Here is a 21057-nt window from a genome sequence, read left to right on the forward strand (position 1 = left end):
CCGAACCGCGCGTCGCGCTCGGCCTCGCGCTCGCGGGGGTCGCGCACGCGGCGCTCGACATCTCCGACGGCCTCGCCGGCGACCTGCAGCACATCCTGGCACGCTCGAACGTGCGCGCCGAGATCGACGCCGACGCGGTACCGCGCTCGGCCGCGCTCGCGACGCTGCCGCCCGACGTGCAGCGCCGCTGCACGCTGGCGGGCGGCGACGACTACGAGCTGTGCTTCACGGCCCCGGCCGCGGCCCGCGCGGCGGTCGAAGCGGCCGGCGCGACGGCCGGCGTGCCGGTCACGCGAATCGGTACAATACGCGCGTTGTCCGCGCCGTCGGAGCGGCCCGCGATCGCGTGGCGCGACGCCGCCGGCGCGCCCCTGGCTCTCACGTTGCACGGCTTCGACCACTTCCATGCAGACTGACCCGACGCCCGCGCACGCCGCGGCCGAACCCGGCGCCGCACCGAACGGGAATGCGCCGAAGCGCGCGAGCGCGCGCTTCATGCTGTCGCACCCGGCGCACCTCGTGTCGCTCGGCTTCGGCAGCGGGCTCGCGCCGATCATTCCCGGCACGTTCGGTTCGCTGTTCGGCTGGCTCACGTTCGTCGTGCTGAGCCGCTACCTGACGGTACCCGAATGGTGGATGCTGATCGCGGCCGGCTTCGCGGCGGGCACGTGGATCACCGGCTTCACCGCGAGGAAGATGGGCACGTCCGATCCGGGCGCCGTCGTCTGGGACGAGATCGTCGCGATCTGGCTCGTGATGCTGTTCGTCACGCCGGCGACCTTCATTGGCCAGTTGTGGGCGTTCGTCGCGTTCCGCTTCTTCGACATGCTCAAGCCGCCGCCGATCCGCTATTTCGACCGTCGCCTGAAAGGCGGGCTCGGCATCATGATCGACGACCTGGTCGCCGCGTTCATGACGCTGCTCGTGATCGCCCTGTGGCGCTCCGTCGTCGGCTGACCGATTTCCCGACTCCCGTTTCCCGACGCGCATGCCAACCGATTCCGTCGTCCACCAGCTTGCGATCCGCGCAGGCAACAAGCTGCGTGACGAGCACCTGACGCTCGCCACCGCCGAATCCTGCACCGGCGGCATGATCGCCGCGGCGATCACCGACATCTCCGGCAGCAGCCAGTGGTTCGAGCGCGGCTTCGTCACGTATTCGAACCAGGCCAAGATCGACATGATCGGCGTGCCGCCCGACCTGATCGACAAGCACGGCGCCGTCAGCGAGCCCGTCGCGCGCGCGATGGCCGAAGGCGCGCTGCGCAACAGCCGCGCGCAGGTCGCGCTGTCCGTCACGGGCATCGCGGGCCCGGCGGGCGGCAGCGAGAAAAAGCCGGTCGGCACCGTGTCGTTCGGCTGGAGCAACCGGCTCCATACCGACGTCGAAACGCTCGTGTTCAAGGGCGACCGCGAACAGATCCGCACGCAGGCGGCCGTGCATGCGCTGCGCGGGCTGCTGAAACTGCTCGACGAGCGCGAACGCTGAGCCGGCAGGCGGACGAAGCGGGAAAGTTGAGCGGGAAAGCGGCACCGGCCCGCCGGTGCGGGCCTGCCGAAGTCGGCCGCCCGGAGGGGCGACCGGAGCGTTTCAGCGATGCGCGTTGATCGTATCGCGGGTCTTCTGCGCGGCGAGCGCCGCGGCTTCTGCGAAATCCTCGCCGTTGCTCGCGTACAGGATCGCGCGCGACGAGTTGATCATCATGCCCGTGCCGTCGGCCGTGCGGCCGGCGTTGACGGTCGCCTGCACGTCGCCGCCCTGCGCGCCGATGCCGGGGATCAGCAGCGGCATGTCGCCGACGATCCCGCGCACGATCTCGATTTCCTTCGGGAACGTCGCGCCGACCACGAGGCCGAGCTGGCCGTTCTTCGCGTTCCACTTGTTCGCCGCGAGATCCGCGACGACCTGGTACAGCGGCCGGCCCCCCGTTTCCAGGAACTGCAGGTCGGAGCCGCCCGGGTTCGACGTGCGGCACAGCACGATCACGCCCTTGCCTTCGTGCTCGAAGTACGGCTCGACCGAGTCGTAGCCCATGTACGGATTCACCGTGACCGCGTCCGCGCGATAGCGCTCGAACGCTTCGCGCGCGTACTGCTCGGCCGTGCTGCCGATGTCGCCGCGCTTCGCGTCGAGGATCACGGGCAGGCCCGGATGCTGGAGGTGGATGTGCGCGATCAGCCGCTCGAGCTGGTCTTCCGCGCGATGCGCGGCGAAATAGGCGATCTGCGGCTTGAACGCGCTCGCGTACTGCGCGGTCGCGTCGACGATCTGCCGGCAGAATTCGAAGATCGCGTCGGGCTGGCCGTCGAACTGCACGGGAAAGCGCGACGGCTCGGGATCGAGGCCGACGCACAGCAGCGAATTCGTGCGCTGCCACGCGGCGCGCAGCGATTCGATGAAAGTAAGCGGGGAAGACATGGCGGGTACTCGCGGCAAACCGTTGGTAGACCGCGTATTTTACCCGCGTCTCCGGCGCGCCTCGCGAGTCGCGGCGTTGCCGCGCGCATCGGCGCGCCCGACGGTGAACGCGAAACGCCGCGTGAGCCGCTCGCCCGGCGCGAGCAGCGTCATTCCGTGCGCGGCCGCGCCGCCCGGCAGGTTCACCGCATTGATCGGATGATCGACCGGCTCGAAGCAGAAGAAATCCTCGCCGGGCGGCGTATAGAGCACGTATGCGTCGGCGTCGGCCGCGACCGTCAGCGACAGCCCGCGGCGCGGCCAGCTCACCGTCGCATGGCCGCCCCAGCCGGTGAACGCGTGATTGACGAGCGCGCCCGGCAGCGGATACGCGACGCCGAACTGCCAGGCCGGCGGCACGCTCACGTGCCGCACCGGCAGGAAATCGGCGCCCGACAACCATAGCCCGCCGGCCGCCGCGGCCAGCTCGGTCACCGCGTCGCGCACGAGGAACGGATGCACGCCGAGCCCGAACGGCAGCCGGGCGCGCCCCGCGTTCTCGATCGTCAGTGCGATCGACAGCGTCGTGTCGTCGAGTTCGAACGACTGGATCGCGCGGAACGCATACGGCGCGCCGCCCGCGCGATCGAGCGACAGTTGCAGCGTCGTGTCGGTCGCATCGTCCACCTGCCACGGCGCGAGCCAGCCGTCGCCGTGGATCGGCAGCGGCTCGTCGCGCCGGTTGCGCGGCACCGCGACCTTGCGCCCGTCGCATTCGAAGCGCGCGCCGCCGATCCGGTTCGAGTAAGGCAGCAGCGGATAACACGCGAGCTCGTTCGGGTCCGTCGCCGTCTCCGGATGCTCGCAGCGGCGAAACACCGGCACCAGCGCACCGTTGTCGCCGCGCCAGTCGAAGCGCGCGATGCCGCCGCCCAGATGCGGCAGCACGTCGAGCCGCAGCGACGCATTCGACAGCGAGACGGCCGCCGCATGCGCGGCGCCCACGCCCTGCGCGAATGCGGCCGTCTGCGGGCCGGGGCTGACCGGCTGCGCGGCGGCGGCCAGGCGGGCACGGCGCGACTGGCTCGTGGACGACGATGCGCGCGAGGACGTGGCGGTCATGATGAGCTCCTTTCCTTCGTCGAAGAAACGATGCGGGTCGGTGCGAACGGTCAGGCCCAGCCGCCGTCGACGATCACGTCCTGCGCGGTGATCATCCGGCTGTCGTCGGCCGCGAGGAACAGCGCCATCCGCGCGAGGTCGGCGGGCAGCAGTTCGGCGTCGAGACACTGGCCGGCCTTGATCGCCGCACGGCCCGCGTCGTCGAGCCACAGCCGGCGCTGCTTGTCGGTCATCACCCAGCCGGGCACCAGCGAGTTCACGCGGATGCCGAACGGGCCGAGGTCGCGCGCGAGGCCGCGCGTCAGGCCCTGCACCGCGGCCTTCGCCATCACGTAGACGGGATAACCGCCGTTTTTCAGCATCCAGCTGATCGAGCCTAGATTGACGATCGCGCCGCCGCCCTGCTGCTTCATGTCGTCGATCACCGCCTGCGCGGCGAAGAACTGGTGGCGCAGGTTCACCGCGATGCCCGCGTCGAACGACTCGGGCGTCACGTCGCCGATCGCGTGGCGCGTGTCGTTCGACGCGTTGTTCACGAGCACCGCGATCGCGCCGATGCGCGCGCGGATCGCGTCGATCGCATGGCGCAGCGCGCCGATGTCGGTCAGGTCGCACTGGATGAACAGCGGCGCGTGGCGTACGTGCGGCGCATGCGCGAGGCTTTCCGCCAGCGCGGTGCCCGCGGCCGCATCGAGGTCGACGAACGCGACGCGCGCGCCCTGCCGCACGAAGTGCTCGACGAACGACGCGCCGATGCCGGTCGCGCCGCCCGTGATCAGCACCGCGCGATCCTCGAGGCTCGGGTATCGCGCAAAGCGCGCATCGCTCGCGGCGTGCGGGTCGTGCGCGGAAGTGTCGATGGTCATGCGGTTCGTCTCCGTGAAATCAGGTCAGTCGCGTACGCCGCGGTTCTTCAGCTGGTCGAGCAGCACGGCCGCGAGCAGAATCGCGCCGCGCACCAGGTACTGGTAGAACGCGTCGATGTTCAGCAGGTTCATCACGTTCTCGACGGTGCCCATGATCAGCACGCCGATCACGACGCCCGAGATCGTCGCGCGGCCGCCCATCAGCGACACGCCGCCGAGCACGCAAGCGGAGATCACGTTCAGTTCGAATCCCTGCGCGGCGTTCGGCTGGCCCGACGTGATGCGCGACGCGAGGATCACGCCCGCGAGCGCAGTCACCGCGCCCTGGATCAGGAAGATGTATACGCGCGTGCGTTCGACGTTGATCCCCGCGAGCCGCGACGCCTCGGGGTTGCCGCCGATCGCGAGCGTGTTGCGGCCGTACACGGTCTGGTTCAGCAGCACGCCGAACGCGATGAAGCACAGCAGCGTGACCCAGATCGGCAGCGATACGCCGAACAGCGACAGCCCGCCGAGCGCGATGAACGTGTCCGACGACACGCCGACCGCCTGCCCCTTCGACACGATGAAGCCGAGCCCACGCACGATCTCCATCGTCGCGAGCGTGGTGATCAACGCGTTGATGCGCAGGTACGCGATCACCGCGCCGTTCACGAAGCCGATCGCGGCGCCGGCCGCGACCGCCGCAATGATCGCGACGAACGTGTTGTCGGTCGCGTTCAGCACCATCGCGCACAGCACGCCCGAGAACGCGACGGTCGAGCCGATCGACAGGTCGAAGTCGCGCGACGCGAGACAGAACATCATCGTGCACGCGACCATGCCGATCTGCGAGATCGACAGCGCGAGGCCGAGCATGTTGTCGATCGAGAAGAAGTGATCGACCGTCAGCGACATCGTGATGAACATCACCGCGAAGATCGCGATGAGGCTGTACTCGGTGAGGTGCTGCCACCACTTCTGCCGGTCGCTTTGCTGTGGAACCAGCGCGTCGGCCGACTGCTTCACGGCTGCGCCGGCGAGGTTTTCCCTGACTTGCATGATTGTGTCTCCTGCTCCTGCATCGCGCGGCCCACGCCGCGCCTGGTCGATTCGAATGTCGTGCGCCGCGTCAGGCCGCCTGGGCGGCGCTCGTCTGCGGCAGCGCGAGGTTCAGCACCGCATGCTCGTTCGCCTGTTCGCGCGGCAGCTCGCCCGCGATCCGGCCTTCGCGCATCACGACGATGCGATCGGACACGCCGAGCACTTCCGGCAGTTCCGACGACACCATCACGATCGCGCAGCCGCGCTCCGCGAGCCGGTAGATCACGTCGTAGATCTCGTGCTTCGCGCCGACGTCGATCCCGCGCGTCGGCTCGTCGAGGATCACGACCTTCAGGTCGGGCTCCGCGAGCCAGCGCGACAGGATCGCCTTCTGCTGGTTGCCGCCGGACAGGAAGCGGATCTTCTGCCGCCGGTTCGGCGTCTTGATCTTCAGCCGCTGGATGAAGCGGTCGGCCGTTTCGCTTTCGGTCTTGCGGTCGATGAACAGCCCCGCGCGCAGCGAATGGCGGCGGCAGCTGATGTTGATGTTCTCCGCGACCGACGCGATCGCGATGATCCCTTCTTCCTTGCGGTCCTCGGGGCACAGCACGATGCCGTGGCGGATCGCGTCGCCGGTGCGCTTCACGTCGATGCGCGCGCCGTCGAGCGTCAACACGCCCGCGCGCCGGCGGTCCGCGCCGTACACGAGCCGCATCAGTTCGCTGCGGCCCGCGCCGACCAGCCCGAAGAAACCGACGATCTCGCCCGCGCGCACCGAGAAGCTCGCGGGTTCGCGCAGCGCCGGGCCGTCGACGCCTTCGGCGGAAAACCGCACGTCGCCGAGCGCGCGCGGCGCGTAATGGTAGATGTCCGAAATCTCGCGCCCGACCATCTCGGCGACGAGCCTCTCGCGCGGCACGTCGGCAAGCGCATCGTGCGACGCGATCTTGCGCCCGTCGCGGAAGATCGTGCACGCATCGCACAGCCGGTAGATCTCGTCCATCCGGTGCGAGATGTAGATCAGCGCGCGGCCCTGCGCGCGCAGGTCGTCGACGAGCTTGAACAGCACCTCGGTCTCGCGATGCGACAGCGAACTCGTCGGTTCGTCGAGCGCGATCACGCGCGCATTGCGCATCAGCGCCTTGCAGATCTCGACCATCTGCCGCTGCGCGATCGACAGCCGCCCGAGCTTCGCGTCGGGATCGAGATCGACGCCCATCGCGGCGAGCCGCTCGCGCACGTAGCGCTTCGCCTCGCGCTTCCTCACCCAGCCGAACGCGTTCGGCAGGCGGCCGAGCAGCAGGTTTTCCGCGACCGTCAGGTCGGGCACGTACTGCAGCTCCTGGTGAATCACCGCGATGCCGGCCGCGATCGACGCCGCCGCACTCGCGAACTGCACGGGCTGGCCGTCGACCAGCACGCTGCCCGCATCGGGCTGGTATTCGCCGCCGAGAATCTTCAGCAGCGTCGACTTGCCCGCGCCGTTCTCGCCCATCAGGCCATGCACCTCGCCCGCATGCACGTCGAACGAGATGCCGTCGAGTGCGCGCACGCCGGGAAATACCTTGCCGATATTGTCAAAACGCAGTGCCGCTGACACGTCGTCTCCTACTTCCTGATCGATCGACCGCCGGCCGCCGCATCGCCGCGGCAGCCGGCGGGCCGCTTACTTCGACGCGAGCCCCATCTCCTCGCGCACCTTCGACACGTTGTCGCGCGTCGCGAGCATGCCCGTCGTCAGCGTCAGCGCCGGCGGTGCCTTGCCTTGCGTGATCCACGAGTACATCAGGTCCGAGGTTTCCTCGCCGTGGCGCTTCGGGCTGATGATCACGGTGCCGTAGAAGCCCGTCGGCTGCGGCTTCTTGAACTCGTTCAGCGCCGAATCGGAACCGCCGATGCCGATGCCGATCATGTTGTCCGACTTGAAGCCGCGCCCTTCGGCCGCGCGCACCGCGCCGAGCACGGCCTCGTCGTTCAGGCCGTACGCGACCCAGTGCTTGAACTGCGGGTTCTTCGTGAGCGCGATGTTCGCCGCGTTGAACGCGTTCTCGGTGTCGGTCTTCGCCTGCGGCGCCGCGATCACGTTCGCCTTCGGAAAACCGGCGGCCACCAGCGCGTCGGTCGCGCCGCTCGTGCGGTCGTGCGCGGTCGGCAGCTGCTCGTAGGTGATGTCGATCGCGCCGACCTCCTTCACGTTCCAGCCGCGCTTCTTGATCTCGGCCGCGATGCCGTCGCCGACCTGCTTGCCGATGTTGTACGCGGAGATCCCCATGTGCGGCACCGCTTCGATCGGCTTGCCCGCGCCGTCGACGAGGCGGTCATCGACCGTCATCATCTTCAGGTTGTGCGACTTCGCCTTCGCGACGATGCCCGGCCCGAGCTTCACGTCGGGCGTGCAGATGATGAAGCCCTGCGCCTTCTGCGCGGACAGGTTGTCGATCGCGCTCATCACCTTTTCGCCCGACGGCGCGCCGATCTTCACGAGCGTGAAGCCCTTTTCCTTCGCCGCCATCTCGGCGAACTTCCACTCGTCCTGGAACCACGGCTCTTCCGGCTGCTTCACCAGAAAGCCGATCTTGACCGGGTCGGCCGCGTGCGCAACCGGGCTACCCATCACCACCGCGGCTGCCGCGGCCAGCGTTACGAACGTTCTGCGTTTCATCTCCAGTGTCTCCTTGTTTTCATCGAACAGGATGCAGCCGCTTGTTGGTTTCGACGCAGCGTGCGCGCGGCCGTCGCACGTGCGGTCTTTCGAATCGTTGCGTCAGTCGTGATACAGCGCCGCGCGCCCGCCGTCGACGGTGATGCACGCGGCATTGATGAACGGCGCCTCGTCGGACGCCAGGAACACGGCCGTCATCGCGACCTCGTCGGGCCGGCCGATCCGCTTCATCGGCTGCAGCGCGAGCGTCTCGGCGCGTGCGGCGGCCGGATCGGGCTGCGCGTCCCACCAGTCGCGCGTGAGCTGCGTCTCGATGTAGCCCGGCGCGATCGCGTTCACGCGCACGTTGCGCGCCGCGTATTCGATGCCGAGCGCGCGCGTGAGACCCAGCACGCCATGCTTCGCGACCGGATACGGAAAGCAGCCCGGAATGATCCGGAACGCGTGCGTCGACGCAATGTTCACGATGCTGCCGCGGCCGCGCTCGACCATGCCTTCCAGCGCCGCGCGGCAGCCGTGCCACACGCCGTCGAGATCGACCGCGAAGCAGCGGCGCCAATCGTCGTCGGTCATCGTCAGCGGATCGGCGAACACGTTGATGCCCGCGTTGTTCACCAGCACGTCGAGCGGGCCGAATGCCGCTTCGGCCTGCGCGAGCGCATCGCGCACCGCATCCTGACGCGCGACGTCGGCTTGCAGCGGCAGCACGCGCGCACCGTCGACGTCGTGCGCGATCGCGGCGGCCGTGTGCTGCGCCTGCGGGAAGTCGAGATCGACGAGCGCGACGGCCGCGCCTTCGCGCACGAACGCACGGGCGATCGCGGCGCCGATTCCGCGGCCCGCGCCCGTCACCATCGCGACCTTGCCCGCGAGGCGGCCCATCATGCGGCTCCGCCGCGCGCGACGCGCAATCCGGCCTGGAACGCGCGCGCGTTCGCCGCGGTCGCGTCGGCCGCCTGACCGGGCCGGTACAGCGCCGAGCCGAGCCCGAAGCCGTTCGCGCCGGCCGCGAGGAACGGCTGCATGTTGTCCGGCGAAATTCCGCCGACCGGGATCAACGGCACCGCGCGATCGATCACCGCGCGCCATGCCTTCACGACCGTCACGCCGAGCTGCTCGGCCGGGAACATCTTCAGCACGTCGGCGCCGTTCGCGAGCGCAGCGAACGCTTCGGTCGGCGTCGCGACGCCCGGCGCGCTCGCGAGGCCGCGCTCGCGTGCGCGGCGTATCACGGCCGCGTCGCTGTGCGGCATCACGATCAGCGCGCCGCCCGCGTCCTGCACGCGGTCGACGTACTCGGCGCGCAGCACGGTGCCCGCGCCGACGATCGCATCGTCGGGCAACGCGCGCCGCAATGCCGCGATGCTGTCGAACGGATCCGGCGAGTTGAGCGGCACCTCGACGATCCGGAAACCGGCTTCGTACAGCGCATGCCCGTGGTCGGCCGCGTCGGCGGGCGTGATCCCGCGCAGGATCGCGATCAGCGGGCACGCGTCGAACGCGCGCATCAGTGCGGCGTGGGGCGTGTACGGTGCGGGCAACGTAAGGTCGGACGGCATGACTGGGTTCCTCTGCAATCGGTTCATTGGTCGGCCAGGACAGGCTCGCCGTCCGCGCGCACGAGCCCGGCGCGCGACGCGATCCGCCACAGGCCGCGCTCGGTCGCATGTGCGACGACCCGCGCGTGCATGTGGCCGAATACGCGAAGCGCATCGATATAGCGCGCGCACAAACCGTCGTCGCCGATCAGCAGCAGCGGCTGGTCCGCGAGCGCGATGCCACGCTCCGCGAGCATCGCGTCGAGCGCATTGAGTTCATGGCCGATCAGCAGGCCGGACAGGTAGTCGCCCTGTGCATCGGGCGCGAGCCGGTCGGTCAGGCCGAGCGTGCGCGTGCTGAAAATCGTCGCGAGCAGCCCCGTGCGCTGCGCGCCGCGCGCGACCGACACGCCGCGCAGGAACGCCGCGCGATCGGGCGACGCGCCCGCGCGCATCGTGCGGCCGAGGATCGTGTGGTCGCGCAGCGCCGCGAACAGCTCGCCCGTCATGAACGTCTGGAAGCGCTCGATGAGCCCGCCCTTCACCCACGCCCATTTCGCATGGGTGCCCGGCAATCCGATCAGTAGCCCTGAACGATCGGCGTCAAGCATGGGATCGCTCGCGAGCGCACCGAATATCTGCGTTTCTTCGCCGCGCATCACGTCGGGCAATTCGCCCGTCGCGATCACGCCCGGCACGATCGATACCGTCGCGCCGCGCGACGTCGTCACTGCAATGAGACCCGCGGCGAGCGCGTCGGCGCCGGCCGGCACTGCGACGTACGGCGCCTCGCGCCAGCCCTGCGCGCTGCCGACCATCCCGGCGGCGAGCACCGGCAGCCCGGGTGTGCGGTCGAGCCAGTCGCCGCATGCCTCCTCGAACACCGCGTCGAACGCGCGCGCGCCGCCGCCCGGCACATGCATGACGCCCGCCGCGCGGCTGCGCGTGTCGATGAGCGCGCCGTGCGCGTCGTACAGATACGCGCGCAGCGACGTCGTGCCCCAGTCGAGCGCGATCAGCGACGGGGTGGCGGAGCTGGCAACCGGAACGGCCCGGGTCGAAGTCGTCATCGTTTGATCCTGCGGGTACCCTGCGGCGGGCTCCAGCCCAGTTCCGCGGAAATGGCTCGCGCTTCGCGCTGCACGAGCGGAATCAGTTCGTCCATCCGGTCATGCGGCATGTACGGAATCGTGCTCGCGACCGACACGGCTGCGACGATCGCACCCGATGCGTCGCGGATCGGCGCGGCCACGCAGCGGATCGACGCCTCGTTCTCCTCGAGGTCGAACGTATAGCCGCCGGCCGCGTAGTGGGCCATGCGCTGCAGGAACGCACTCGTCTCCGGCCGGTTGTCGGGCTTGAAATTGACGCCGGCCAGCGCGCGCCGCGCGGCCTCGAACAGCGAGCGCCACAGATCGGGATCGAGGTCGAGCATCATCGCCTTGCCGATGCCCGTCGATGCGAGCGGCATCCGGTGGCCGACGCGCGAGCGCATCTCGAGGCCGCGCGTGCCGGGAATCTTGTCGATGTACAGCACGTCGTCGCCATCGCGCACGCCGAGATGGATCGTGTCGAGCGTCGCTTCCGCGAGCGCTTCGAGATGCGGCCGCGCCACCGCGGTGAGCGGCATCTGCTCAAGCGCGATCGTGCCGAGCTCGATCAGCTTCGGGCCGAGCAGGTAGCCGCCCTGCACCTGGCGCAGGTAGCGCGCCTGCACGAGGCTGCTGACGAGACGGTGCGTCGTGCTGCGTGTCGTGCCGAGCGCGGCGCCGATCGCGCGCATGTCGCGCGCGCCGTTCGCGATCGCCTCGAGGATCGCGAGACCGCGCAGCAGCGTCTGCGTGCCGGCCTGCTGCGCGGCGAGATCGAGCGGCGTGCTGGTCGCGCCGATGCTGTCGGTCAGCGACCCAGCGTCCGGCGTCGCGCGCCGGGCGTCGAGGGCAAGGGATACGGGCATCTTGGTCATGGGGCGGGCTTCTTCAACGGAATCGGTGAAGCCGCTCGCGCGGCGCCGGAACTGCGTCCGGCGTCGCGATGAGGCGGCGGTCGATGCACCGAGTAAAGCGCCCGGCGAACTTCATGGAATGTGTCTCCGTGTGCGTCGGGCGCCATGCGATGCGTGGGTCCGAAGCTGTCGATGTGCTTCGGATTGTAGGAGCGCACGCACTCGTCTCCAATATTTGAATGCGTTGTCCAGATAATGAGAATTCGGACGAGGTACGCTGCGCGCATGACGCGCCGGCCGCGCCATGTGCACGGGGGCGGAACCCGCCGCGCAGCAGGTTCCGCCCCCGTTTGTTCACCACGTACCGCGCTTACTGCTGGCTCGTGCTGCGTGCCTGCATGTAGCGCTGCACGTCGGCGAACGACACGCGGCCGCTGCCGCCCGAATCGATCTGCCGGAAGTGGTTCGCGACATAACCGAGCCCGGCCGCGCGCGCCTGCGCCTCGGTGATCGAACCCGTGCTCTGCGTATCGGCCGAGTCGAACTGCCGCGCGAGCTTGCGCACCACCTGCGCATGCAGCGCGGCGCCCGTCGTCTGCGTGCCGGCGGTCGGCTTGCGCGCGGCCGGCGGCACGTACGGATCGCCGAGCTGCGCCTGGCGCGCACGCGCCGGTGCGGCGGCGTCGCTCGCCTGCGCGAACGCGGATACGGATGCTGCAGCGGCGGCGCATGCGAGCGCCGCGGCAACGACGATGAAACGAATCTTCATATCAGGCTCCAGTCTGGAATGAGGTCGTCGACGGCAGGCGAGGCGCCGCCGGGGGCGCCTGTCGCCGGCCCGGCGCAGCATCAGTGCGCGGCCGCGTTGTAGAAAGTCACGAGATCGGCTTTCTCCTGCGGACGCGACGTATCGTCGAGATAGACCATGTGTCCGCCCTGATAGTCCTTGATCGTCAGGTTCGGTTGCGTCCCGAGCCGCGCGAGGTCGAGCTCGGTCTGGTAGAACGGCGTCGCGATGTCGTGATACCCGTTCAGCGACAGCACCTTCAGCGACGGATTCAGCGTCAGCGCAGCAGCGAGATCGGGGATCGTGTCGGGCATCGCGAGGCCGTCGTGCGTCCAGTCCCACGTGTTGATCGCATTGCTGCTCAACGAGTAGGCCGACTGCGCGGTGTACTTCAGCTCGTTCGGCAGGTAGCTGCCAATCGTGTCGGTGAACGGCTTCGTGATGAACGTGCTCGACGGATCGCCGTCCGCCGCCAGCGGGCTCGACACGGGCACGTTCACGCGCGCGTCGTAGCGGCCGATCAGCGTGCCCGGGATCAGCGACAGCTGGAAGCTGTTGTCGAAGAAGGTCGGGATCACGTTGAAGTTCGCGTTCCACAGCGCCTGTTTCGTGCCGGTCGAATTCGCCATCGTCGTGACGAGACTCGGCGGCGGCGGCGTATGGCTCGCCAGGTACGCGTTCACGGCGGGCGCGTAGCTGCCGGCCGTCAGCACGCGCATCTGGTCCGCATACTGCGGCAGGTTCGACGGGTTCGGATTGTCGAGCTGGTAATACGCGCCGACGGTGCCGTAGGACGGCGCGAAGCCCGCGCAGCTCACCGGGCTCGACCCGTTGTTCGAGTTGCCGACATAGTCGCTCGCCATGTCGCAGTTCGTGTTGTAGTTCAGGATCGACGACTGCAGCACGATGCCGTCAAGCTTCACGCCGGCCGTCTCGAGCAGGTTCGCGAGCACGTCGGTGCGCGGCGTGCCGTACGACTCCCCGAACAGGTATTTCGGCGAATCGTTGCGCTGGTTCACGGTCAGGTAGCGCGTCACGAAATCGCGGAACGCGCCGGCGTCCTGGTCGACGCCCCAGAACGTCTGGTTCGTGTTCGGCGCGATCGCTTCGGAAAAGCCGGTGCCGATCGCGTCGACGAACACGAGGTCGGTCGTGTCGAGCAGGCTTTCCTGGTTGTCGACGAACGGGAACGTCGACGCGTTCGCGTTCGGGTCGCCCGTCTGGACCCGCCGCGGGCCGAACGAGCCGAGGTGCAGCCACACCGATGCCGAGCCGGGACCGCCGTTGTACAGGAACGTGACGGGCCGCTTCGCCGCGGGCTGGTTGTCGGCCGTGTAGGCGACATAGAAGAACGACGCCTCGGGCGCGCCCGTCTGCGGATTACGCGCGACGAGGTGGCCGGCCTTGGCCGTGTAGCGGATCGTCTTGCCGTTCAGCGTGATCTGGTGATGCGTGACGGCGGCCTTTTCGATCGCGGCGGATGCGTCGAGCGACGCGTTCGCGCTCGACGAATAACTGTTCGGATCGTTGTACGCCCTGTCCACCTGACTGGCGGGATCGGCTGAGTTGTCGGCGCTCGCAGCAGCGGACGATGTCACGTCGTCGTTGCAGGCCGTCAGAATCAGCGAAGAAAAAACCACCCCCAACAACAGCTTCGCTTTGCTCGCTGGCATCGTTGCTTTCCTTCTCTCGGATGTTTTTTGTGTCGAGCAGCCGGATAAGCCGCCCCCCGCCTCGATTGCGGCCGATAAGCCGAGGCGCTGGCCAATATACGCGAGCATGTCGGCTTTGAAAAATTTTGAAATATTTGGCCGACGGCCGGTGCGGCGCACACCTTTCAGGAATGCTTCGGTTCGCGAAACGTTGCATTTCGCGCCGCTTTCAACGCCTTTCGCGTTTACCCGGGAATACTAAAAAAGTGCGGATTTCGCGCCTATCGGCAAACAAAATCGCGCGGTCGCCGGCATTGCTCAGCAAAGCGAAATAGACGAATTCGTCTAACGGATGTGGCCCGAAATGCGCGCGACACGAATGCGCTGCGGCGCACCAATGGCGCATTGACGGCAGAACGGACAATGCGGCGGCGCGAGCGCGCCGTTCACTCCGATTGCGGAAGCGCGGCCGCGCCCATCCGGCGGGCGATGATGGCCGCGCGCTGTGCCTGGTAGGCCGAGCCGCGATGCGCGTCGAACCAGCGCGGCTTCGGCAGCATCACCGCGAGACGCGCCGACTGCCACGCGCCGAGCCGGCTCGCGGGAATCCTGTAGTAATAGCGCGCGGCCGCTTCGGCGCCGTACACGCCGCGGCCCCATTCGACGGAATTCAGGTAGATCTCGAAGATCCGCTCCTTGTCGAGCGCGGTTTCGAGCATCCACGTGATGATGAGCTCCTGCCCCTTGCGGATATAGCTCTTCTCGCGCGACAGGAACAGGTTGCGCGCGAGCTGCTGCGTGATCGTCGAACCGCCCGCGACGATCCGGCCGCGCGCCTTGTTCTTCTCCCACGCCTGCAGGATCGCATCGACGTCGTAGCCGTTGTTGGTCGCGAAGGTCGAGTCTTCGGATGCGATCAGCGCGCGCTTCAGGTTGCGCGAGATCTGGTCGTACGGCACCCACTGGTGCTGGATCTGCGCGGGCGGCTTGTCGCGCGACAGCCACCACGCGTCGGTGCGCATGAATGCGGTCGAACCCGGGTTCACGAACGACCACAGCGCGATCTGCGCGAGATAGAACAGCTGCGTCGCGAGCCACGCGCCCGCGAACACCGCACCCGCGTAGACGATCCAGCGGGCCGGGCTCACCGTCCGCGTGCGCTGCGTGCTGCTCACCGCCACCACGTGCCGCGCTCCGTTCAGCTCGCCGCGAGCGCCTGGCGCAGCGCGGCGAGCACCGGTGCACCGTCCGGCCGCACGCCGCGCCAGATAAAGAACGATTCGGCCGCCTGCTCGACGAGCATGCCGAGCCCGTCGGCCGTGCGTGCGCCGAGCGACGCCGCATGCTGCATGAACACGGTCGGCTGCGCGCCGTACATCATGTCGTACGCCAGCGTGCCCGCGCCGAATGCGGCCGCGTCGCACGCCGGCAGCGCGGCATCGAGGCTGCCGGCCGTCGCATTGACGATCACGTCGTACGGCTCCGCGCGCACCACGTCGGGGCCGCCGCCCGCGAGCGTGCAGCCCGCATCGTGCGCGGCCTGCATGAACTGGCCGACGAGCGCCTCGGCCTTGCTTGCGGTGCGGTTCACGATCGTGATCGACAGCGGCGCGCGCTCGAGCAGCGGCAGCACGACGCCGCGCGCGGCACCGCCCGCGCCGAGCAACAGGATGCGCGCGCCCGCGAGCGACACGCCGAGGTTCGCTTCGATGTCGCGCACGAGGCCGACGCCATCGGTGTTGTCGCCGTGGATGCTTCCGTCGGCGTCGATGCGCAGCGTGTTCACCGCGCCAGCCGCCGCCGCGCGCGGCGACAGCGTGTCGGCGAGCGCATGCGCTTCGAGCTTGAACGGCACCGTCACGTTCGCGCCGCGACCGCCTTCGGCGACGAACGCGCGCACGGCCGCTTCGAAGCCGTCGACCGGCGCGAGCCGGTGCGCGTACTCGATCGCCTCGCCGGTCTGCGCGGCAAATTGCGCGTGGATGAACGGCGACTTGCTGTGCGCCACCGGGTTGCCGAACACTACGTAGCGGTCGGCGCCGCTCGTCGACGCAACCGCGTTCATGATGCGCGCCCCTCTTCGCCGTCGTTGCCGCTCGCGGCTTCGCCGCCCGCACCTGCCGCCGCACCGTCCGCTTCGGCCAGCGCTTCCGCCTCGGTTTCCGCCGTGGCGTCTTCCGCGTCGATCAGCGTGTCGTCGCCGCCTTCGGCATCATCCTCTTCCTCGGCCGCATCGCCGCTGGTCACGGTCGGCGCATCGAGCACGTTCAGCAACCGCACCGACGCCTCGATCGTCAGCTCGTCGAGCGACATCACGTCGAGCAGCACGCGCGTGCCGCGCGCATGCACGCCGAGCCCCGGCACGTGCAGCAGCAGCGGAATTTCCTCGAGGCGCACGAGATCGCCCTTCACGACCGTCGCGACGACCTGCTTCTTCTGCTCCTGCGCGAGCCAGCGCAGGCACCAGAAATATTCCATCCGGCGCTGGTAGTCGGCGTACGCGGTGTAGGTGTCGTCGAAGCCCTGCACGACCGCGTACAGGTCGGCGTCCTTCGGCTTGAACGGCGCGGCGAGCTTGGCGGTGACGCCATGCTGCACGCATGCGAGCAGTTGCCACTGGTTCACGAGGTCGACGTAGCGGCGCAGCGGCGACGTGCTCCATGCGTACTGCGGCACGCCGAGGCCTTCGTGCGGCGCGGCCGTCGTCTGCATCCGCGTGCGCTTCGGGCCCGGCGCGCCGAAGCCGCGCTGCGAGCGGTAGATGCCGGGCACCGTATGATCGTGCAGGAACGCGCCCCAGGTCGAGTTCGCGAGGATCGCGAGCTCGGACACGATCAGGTCGAGCGGCGAACCGCGGCGGCGCGGCGTGATCGACACGTGCTCGCCTTCGACGTAGAAGTTGTAGTCGGTGTTGCGCTGCACTTCGCGCTTCAGGCCGTAGCCCGCGCGCGCGAGCTGGCGCTTCTCGAACAGCGCCTGCGCGAGCGGCCACAGCACGGCGATGTCGTCTTTGTGCGGATAGTCGCCGGTGCCGGCCGCGAGCGTCTCTTCGTTGACGAGTTCGTCGAGCGTGTTGTGACGCAGGTTGCTCTTCACGAACACGAGTTCGGCGCGCGTCTCGTTCGCGACGATGTCCTGCGTTTCGCGGTTGACGATGATGTACAGCGACAGCGCCGGACGGTAATCGCCCTCCTTCAGCGTGAACACGTCGACGACGTCGTCCGGCAGCATCGTGATCTTGTCGCCCGGCATGTAGACGGTCGACAGGCGCGTGCGCGCGATCGCGTCGACCGCGTCGCCGCGCACGATGCCGAGCGCCGGCGCCGCGATGTGCACGCCGATCCGCACGCGGCCGTCGGACAGGTGTTCGACCGAGAACGCATCGTCGATTTCGGTCGTCGTGACGTCGTCGATCGAAAACGCCTCGACGTTCGCGCGCGGCAGGTCGTCCGGCAGCGCGCCGACGGTGACGGGCGGAAAGCCCGTGCCGTGCGGGAAGAATTCCGCGAGGAAGCGCGCCTCGTGCAGCGCACGCGGCGACGCGATGCCGCCGCAGTCGAGCATCAGCCGCGCCGGCGACACGCCGCGCGCGCCGGCCGCCGCTTCCAGCGCCTTGTATTCGATCGCGTTCTTGTCCGGCCGCGTCAGCAGCCCGAGCACCTTGCCCGCGAACGCTTCCGGCAGCTTGCCGGCCTTCAGCTCCTCTTCATACTGCGCCTGGACGAGCGCCTGCTGGCGCTTGCGCTCGAGCGACGCGAGCGCCATCTTGAGCTGCTCTTCCGGCGCGCGCTGATACTGGCCGCGCCCCTTGCGGCGGAAGTAGACGGGCGAGCCATGCAGCCGCAGCACCAGCGCCGCGCGCTCGACCGGGCCGTACGCCGCGCCGAAGTACTCCTCGGCCAGCGCCGTATACGCGAACTCGTCGGCCGGCGCGCATTCCCACAGGAAATCCAGATCGATCTGCTGCGCGGCCGTGTCGGCCTCCTGCATCAGTTCGCCCGCGGCCGGCTTGTCGAATTCGATCAGCACGTCTTTCGCGCGCACCTTCGCGCGCCGCCCGCCGGGCAACTCGACCTGAAATGCGTCGCCTTGGCGCGACAGCACGCTGCCCGCCTTGAAACTGCCCGATTCCTCGAAGAAAACGTTCACTCAGTACTCTCGTTCAGACTGCCGGACGCCGCATCGGCGGCGCCGCATGATGATGGGGATTCGATCGGCACGCGGCCGGTTTATCGCGCTTTTCCGTCGCAAAACGCGAGAACGTCGTCGACATAGTCGGCAAATTCGCTGATTCCGTGATCGCTGCCTTCGATCACGCGCGTTTTCGCGCCCGGGTAATGGGCCAGCATCTCGCGGTAGTCGAGCACTTCGTCGCCGGTCGCCGCGAACAGATAGTAGCGCTCGGCACGCGTGATCGCCGGCACGCGCAGCGCATCGAGCTCGTGCAGGTGATGGCGCTCGACGACGATCGTGCCGCCGCCGTGCCACAGCGGCTGTTCGCCCAGATGCTGCTCGAGATCGCGCTGCGGCACGACGGCCGGATTCAGCAGCACGGCCTTCCAGCCATGCTTTTCGGCCAGCCACGTGGCGTAGTAGCCGCCAAGCGAGCTGCCGATGACGGTCACGTCGCGTGCGCCGGCAACCTCGGCTTCCGCGACGGCGATCGCGTCGAGCGGCGACACGGACAGCGACGGGCAACGCCACTCGGCCGTGCGGCCGAGTTCGGCCATGCGCGCGGCAAGCAGCCTCGACTTCTGCGATTCCGGCGACGACCGGAAGCCGTGCAGATACAGGATCACGTGCGGCCCCCGAGCGCATCGAGCAACTTCTGGTGCACGCCGCCGAAGCCACCGTTGCTCATCACGAGCACGTGGTCGCCCGGGCGCGCGGCCGCGGTGACGGCCTTCACCAGCAGGTGCAGATCGTCGAACGCGCGTGCCTTGTCGCCGAGCGGCGCGAGCGCCTCGCCGAGATTCCAGCCGAGCGCATCGCGCCCGGTCGGCGCGCCGTAGCCGAACACGAGATCGGCATCGGCCAGGCTCGCGGGCAATTGCGCCTTCATCACGCCCAGCTTCATCGTGTTCGAGCGCGGCTCGAGTACCGCGAGGATGCGGGCATTCCGGCTACCGATGCGCGCACGAAGGCCGGCGATCGTGGTTTCGATTGCGGTCGGATGGTGCGCGAAGTCGTCGTAGACGGTCACGCCGTCCACGCTGCCGCGCACTTCCATGCGGCGCTTCACGTTGCGGAACGCTGCGAGGGAGGCTGCGGCCTGCGCGGGCGGCACGCCGACGTGGCGCGCGGCGGCGATCGCCGCGAGCGCGTTCATCCGGTTGTGATCGCCCTGCACCTGCCACGCGACTTCGCCGACGCGCTCCGCGTGCGAATACACGGCAAAGCGCTCGTCGACCGGCACGCCGTCCTCGGCCGGCAGCGCCTGCCAGCCGCCGTCGACGCCGAACCGCTCGACCTCGCTCCAGCAGCCGCGCGCCAGCACGCGCTCGAGCGCGTCCGAGCGGCCGTTCGTGACGATCCGGCCGACACCGGGCACGGTGCGCACGAGGTGATGGAATTGCGTTTCGATCGCGGCGAGATCCGGGAAGATGTCGGCGTGATCGAATTCAAGGTTGTTCAGCACCGCGGTGCGCGGCCGGTAATGGACGAACTTCGAGCGCTTGTCGAAGAACGCCGTATCGTATTCGTCGGCCTCGATCACGAAGAAGCTCGAATCGGTGAGCCGCGCCGACACGCCGAAGTTCAGCGGCACGCCGCCGATCAGGAAACCCGGGTTCAGGCCCGCGTCTTCCAGCAGCCACGCGAGCATCGACGACGTGGTCGTCTTGCCGTGCGTGCCCGCGACCGCGAGCACCCATTTGCCGGCCAGCACGTGCTCGCCGAGCCACTGCGGGCCCGACACGTACGGCAGGCCGCGATCGAGGATCGCCTCCATCAGCGGATTGCCGCGCGTGACGACGTTGCCGATCACGAACAAGTCCGGTTTCAGGTCGATCTGTTCGGCGCCGTAGCCCTCGATCAGCGTGATGCCCTGCGCCTCGAGCTGCGTGCTCATCGGCGGATAGACGCCCGCGTCGCAACCCGTCACCGTGTGGCCCGCCTCGCGCGCGAGTACGGCGAGACCGCCCATGAAGGTGCCGCAGATGCCAAGAATGTGGATGTGCATAGATGAATGCTTTCGCGCCGCCGGGCGCCGTCGATTCGGAAAAGATGCGTCTGCGGCGCGCCGGACAGGCCGTGCGACCGGCGCTCGTCGCCGCGACACAAAGAACAGTATTGTAACTGACGGCCTGCCGTGCCCGGCGGCCCGAACGATGCGCGCGAACGCCGCCGGCGCACCGGGCGGCAGGCCGCCGCACCCGTGTTCGGGCGCCGCGGCGATCTAGTATGATTGCCGGATCATGTCTCGCAAACCTCTTGTCGACCCGCGGCGCGTCCGCGAGGAAATCGCCCAGTCCGCCGCCCGCCTGATCGCGGAGGACGGGCTGGACTATGCCGGCGCGAAACGCAAGGCCGCGCGCCAGTTGCTCGGCGATTCGCGCGTTGCCGGCGAATGGCTGCCGGATAACGATCAGATCGAGGAAGAACTGCGCGAGTACCTCGCACTGTTCCAGAGCGACACGCAGCCGGACGAACTGCGCCTGCTGCGCGAGATCGCGCTCGACTGGATGCGCCGGCTCGCCGAGTTCCGTCCGTATGTGACGGGCGCCGTGCTGAACGGCACCGCAAACGCGCATTCGGATATCCATCTGCAGGCATTCACCGACAACCCGAAGGACGTCGCGATCTACTTGCTGAACCAGAATATCCAGTACGACGTGTCCGAGACGCGGCACTTCGCGGGCCGCGGCGACGTCGAGACGCTGAGCTTCCTGTGGCGCCCGCGGCGCGACGTGGACGCGATCGGCATCCACCTCGCGCTCTATGCGAGCGACGACCTGCGCGGCGCGGTCAAGGCCGACTCGCGCGGCCGGGTCGCTCGCGCGGATGCCGCCGCGCTGCGCACGCTCGTCGAAGCAGGCAAAGCCCCTTCCGAACCTGAATGATTC

22 protein-coding genes are annotated in these 21057 nt (G+C 68.7%); 5 read left to right on the forward strand and 17 right to left on the reverse strand.

The annotated features are described in order from the left end of the window. The 3 genes from ACPUER_RS13660 to ACPUER_RS13670 form a co-directional block, all read left to right on the forward strand. The coding region (locus ACPUER_RS13660) for an AIR synthase-related protein (RefSeq protein WP_425131376.1) at window positions 1-416 on the forward strand (416 nt) is incomplete at its 5' end. Continuing rightward, entirely contained in the window at window positions 406-957 is a 552-nt protein-coding gene (locus ACPUER_RS13665; RefSeq protein WP_310138367.1) for a phosphatidylglycerophosphatase A, read from the forward strand. The genes ACPUER_RS13660 and ACPUER_RS13665, both read left to right, overlap by 11 nt. 31 nt (window positions 958-988) lie before the next feature. After that, window positions 989-1489, forward strand: coding sequence for a CinA family protein (locus ACPUER_RS13670; RefSeq protein ID WP_072436346.1), 501 nt, complete (start codon window positions 989-991; stop codon window positions 1487-1489). A gap of 102 nt (window positions 1490-1591) precedes the next feature. On the opposite strand, the gene pyrF is transcribed toward ACPUER_RS13670, so the two are convergent. The 12 genes from pyrF to ACPUER_RS13730 form a co-directional block, all read right to left on the reverse strand. Further along, window positions 1592-2419 (reverse strand): orotidine-5'-phosphate decarboxylase, encoded by an 828-nt coding sequence (gene pyrF / locus ACPUER_RS13675; RefSeq protein WP_175963101.1) that lies wholly within the window; start codon window positions 2417-2419, stop codon window positions 1592-1594. A gap of 39 nt (window positions 2420-2458) precedes the next feature. Beyond that, window positions 2459-3520 carry an aldose 1-epimerase gene (locus tag ACPUER_RS13680; protein ID WP_175963102.1) on the reverse strand — a complete coding sequence of 354 codons (1062 nt, stop codon included), beginning with the start codon at window positions 3518-3520 and terminating at the stop codon, window positions 2459-2461. Window positions 3521-3570: 50 nt separating this feature from the next. Further along, the gene (locus tag ACPUER_RS13685; protein ID WP_425131377.1) at window positions 3571-4386 is read right to left on the reverse strand and encodes an SDR family NAD(P)-dependent oxidoreductase; all 816 of its coding nucleotides are present in this window, start codon (window positions 4384-4386) and stop codon (window positions 3571-3573) included. 24 nt (window positions 4387-4410) lie between these two features. Beyond that, window positions 4411-5427, reverse strand: a complete 1017-nt coding sequence (araH, locus tag ACPUER_RS13690) for an L-arabinose ABC transporter permease AraH (protein WP_034182693.1) — start codon at window positions 5425-5427, stop codon at window positions 4411-4413. A 70-nt stretch (window positions 5428-5497) separates the two neighbouring features. Beyond that, window positions 5498-7009 carry an L-arabinose ABC transporter ATP-binding protein AraG gene (gene araG / locus ACPUER_RS13695; RefSeq protein ID WP_175963104.1) on the reverse strand — a complete coding sequence of 504 codons (1512 nt, stop codon included), beginning with the start codon at window positions 7007-7009 and terminating at the stop codon, window positions 5498-5500. A 66-nt stretch (window positions 7010-7075) separates the two neighbouring features. Continuing rightward, window positions 7076-8071 carry an arabinose ABC transporter substrate-binding protein gene (locus ACPUER_RS13700; protein ID WP_034182691.1) on the reverse strand — a complete coding sequence of 332 codons (996 nt, stop codon included), beginning with the start codon at window positions 8069-8071 and terminating at the stop codon, window positions 7076-7078. Window positions 8072-8173: 102 nt separating this feature from the next. Next, window positions 8174-8953: an SDR family oxidoreductase gene (locus ACPUER_RS13705; RefSeq protein ID WP_425131396.1), complete on the reverse strand. Its 780-nt coding sequence runs from the start codon at window positions 8951-8953 to the stop codon at window positions 8174-8176. Further along, window positions 8953-9630, reverse strand: coding sequence for a 2-dehydro-3-deoxy-6-phosphogalactonate aldolase (locus ACPUER_RS13710; protein WP_425131378.1), 678 nt, complete (start codon window positions 9628-9630; stop codon window positions 8953-8955). The genes ACPUER_RS13705 and ACPUER_RS13710 overlap by 1 nt, the downstream gene beginning before the upstream one ends. A gap of 23 nt (window positions 9631-9653) precedes the next feature. Further along, on the reverse strand, window positions 9654-10679 hold the full coding sequence (locus ACPUER_RS13715; protein ID WP_175963106.1) for a 2-dehydro-3-deoxygalactonokinase: 1026 nt from the start codon (window positions 10677-10679) through the stop codon (window positions 9654-9656). Then, entirely contained in the window at window positions 10676-11575 is a 900-nt protein-coding gene (locus ACPUER_RS13720) for an IclR family transcriptional regulator (protein ID WP_425131379.1), read from the reverse strand. Before ACPUER_RS13720 ends, ACPUER_RS13715 begins: the two co-directional genes overlap by 4 nt. 349 nt (window positions 11576-11924) lie before the next feature. Next, window positions 11925-12323 (reverse strand): EF-hand domain-containing protein, encoded by a 399-nt coding sequence (locus ACPUER_RS13725; RefSeq protein WP_175963107.1) that lies wholly within the window; start codon window positions 12321-12323, stop codon window positions 11925-11927. Window positions 12324-12403: 80 nt separating this feature from the next. Next, entirely contained in the window at window positions 12404-14014 is a 1611-nt protein-coding gene (locus ACPUER_RS13730) for a S10 family peptidase (RefSeq protein WP_425131380.1), read from the reverse strand. On the opposite strand from ACPUER_RS13730, the gene ACPUER_RS13735 reads away from it, so the two are divergent. Further along, window positions 13908-14255, forward strand: coding sequence for a hypothetical protein (locus ACPUER_RS13735; RefSeq protein WP_425131398.1), 348 nt, complete (start codon window positions 13908-13910; stop codon window positions 14253-14255). The two genes, ACPUER_RS13730 and ACPUER_RS13735, sit on opposite strands and share 107 nt — an antisense overlap. A gap of 184 nt (window positions 14256-14439) precedes the next feature. Here the strand turns inward: ACPUER_RS13735 and mtgA are convergent, their stop codons facing one another. The 5 genes from mtgA to mpl form a co-directional block, all read right to left on the reverse strand. Next, window positions 14440-15177 (reverse strand): monofunctional biosynthetic peptidoglycan transglycosylase, encoded by a 738-nt coding sequence (gene mtgA / locus ACPUER_RS13740; RefSeq protein WP_175963109.1) that lies wholly within the window; start codon window positions 15175-15177, stop codon window positions 14440-14442. Window positions 15178-15191: 14 nt separating this feature from the next. Continuing rightward, the gene (gene aroE / locus ACPUER_RS13745; RefSeq protein WP_425131381.1) at window positions 15192-16058 is read right to left on the reverse strand and encodes a shikimate dehydrogenase; all 867 of its coding nucleotides are present in this window, start codon (window positions 16056-16058) and stop codon (window positions 15192-15194) included. Beyond that, complete coding sequence (locus ACPUER_RS13750; RefSeq protein WP_425131382.1) at window positions 16055-18142, reverse strand: RNB domain-containing ribonuclease; 2088 nt, start codon at window positions 18140-18142, stop codon at window positions 16055-16057. The genes aroE and ACPUER_RS13750 overlap by 4 nt, the downstream gene beginning before the upstream one ends. 80 nt (window positions 18143-18222) lie before the next feature. Then, on the reverse strand, window positions 18223-18792 hold the full coding sequence (locus ACPUER_RS13755) for a YqiA/YcfP family alpha/beta fold hydrolase (protein ID WP_072436359.1): 570 nt from the start codon (window positions 18790-18792) through the stop codon (window positions 18223-18225). Further along, the gene (mpl, locus tag ACPUER_RS13760) at window positions 18789-20174 is read right to left on the reverse strand and encodes a UDP-N-acetylmuramate:L-alanyl-gamma-D-glutamyl-meso-diaminopimelate ligase (protein ID WP_425131383.1); all 1386 of its coding nucleotides are present in this window, start codon (window positions 20172-20174) and stop codon (window positions 18789-18791) included. Before mpl ends, ACPUER_RS13755 begins: the two co-directional genes overlap by 4 nt. A 235-nt stretch (window positions 20175-20409) precedes the next feature. Here mpl and ACPUER_RS13765 point away from each other — a divergent pair, with 235 nt between their 5' ends. Beyond that, window positions 20410-21054: a hypothetical protein gene (locus tag ACPUER_RS13765; RefSeq protein WP_034182679.1), complete on the forward strand. Its 645-nt coding sequence runs from the start codon at window positions 20410-20412 to the stop codon at window positions 21052-21054. The last annotated feature ends 3 nt before the right edge of the window (window positions 21055-21057 follow it).

It is taken from the genome of Burkholderia sp. DN3021 (assembly GCF_049805555.1).
GTDB classification, from domain to species: Bacteria; Pseudomonadota; Gammaproteobacteria; order Burkholderiales; family Burkholderiaceae; genus Burkholderia; species Burkholderia pyrrocinia_C.

Coding starts and splice junctions, on each gene's coding strand:
- ACPUER_RS13665 (WP_310138367.1), top strand. CDS start 406: ATGCAGACTGACCCGACGCCCGCGCACGCCGCGGCCGAACCCGGCGCC.
- ACPUER_RS13670 (WP_072436346.1), top strand. CDS start 989: ATGCCAACCGATTCCGTCGTCCACCAGCTTGCGATCCGCGCAGGCAAC.
- pyrF (WP_175963101.1), bottom strand. CDS start 2,419: ATGTCTTCCCCGCTTACTTTCATCGAATCGCTGCGCGCCGCGTGGCAG.
- ACPUER_RS13680 (WP_175963102.1), bottom strand. CDS start 3,520: ATGACCGCCACGTCCTCGCGCGCATCGTCGTCCACGAGCCAGTCGCGC.
- ACPUER_RS13685 (WP_425131377.1), bottom strand. CDS start 4,386: ATGACCATCGACACTTCCGCGCACGACCCGCACGCCGCGAGCGATGCG.
- araH (WP_034182693.1), bottom strand. CDS start 5,427: ATGCAAGTCAGGGAAAACCTCGCCGGCGCAGCCGTGAAGCAGTCGGCC.
- ACPUER_RS13700 (WP_034182691.1), bottom strand. CDS start 8,071: ATGAAACGCAGAACGTTCGTAACGCTGGCCGCGGCAGCCGCGGTGGTG.
- ACPUER_RS13705 (WP_425131396.1), bottom strand. CDS start 8,953: ATGGGCCGCCTCGCGGGCAAGGTCGCGATGGTGACGGGCGCGGGCCGC.
- ACPUER_RS13710 (WP_425131378.1), bottom strand. CDS start 9,630: ATGCCGTCCGACCTTACGTTGCCCGCACCGTACACGCCCCACGCCGCA.
- ACPUER_RS13715 (WP_175963106.1), bottom strand. CDS start 10,679: ATGACGACTTCGACCCGGGCCGTTCCGGTTGCCAGCTCCGCCACCCCG.
- ACPUER_RS13720 (WP_425131379.1), bottom strand. CDS start 11,575: ATGACCAAGATGCCCGTATCCCTTGCCCTCGACGCCCGGCGCGCGACG.
- ACPUER_RS13725 (WP_175963107.1), bottom strand. CDS start 12,323: ATGAAGATTCGTTTCATCGTCGTTGCCGCGGCGCTCGCATGCGCCGCC.
- ACPUER_RS13730 (WP_425131380.1), bottom strand. CDS start 14,014: ATGCCAGCGAGCAAAGCGAAGCTGTTGTTGGGGGTGGTTTTTTCTTCG.
- aroE (WP_425131381.1), bottom strand. CDS start 16,058: ATGAACGCGGTTGCGTCGACGAGCGGCGCCGACCGCTACGTAGTGTTC.
- mpl (WP_425131383.1), bottom strand. CDS start 20,174: ATGCACATCCACATTCTTGGCATCTGCGGCACCTTCATGGGCGGTCTC.
- ACPUER_RS13765 (WP_034182679.1), top strand. CDS start 20,410: ATGTCTCGCAAACCTCTTGTCGACCCGCGGCGCGTCCGCGAGGAAATC.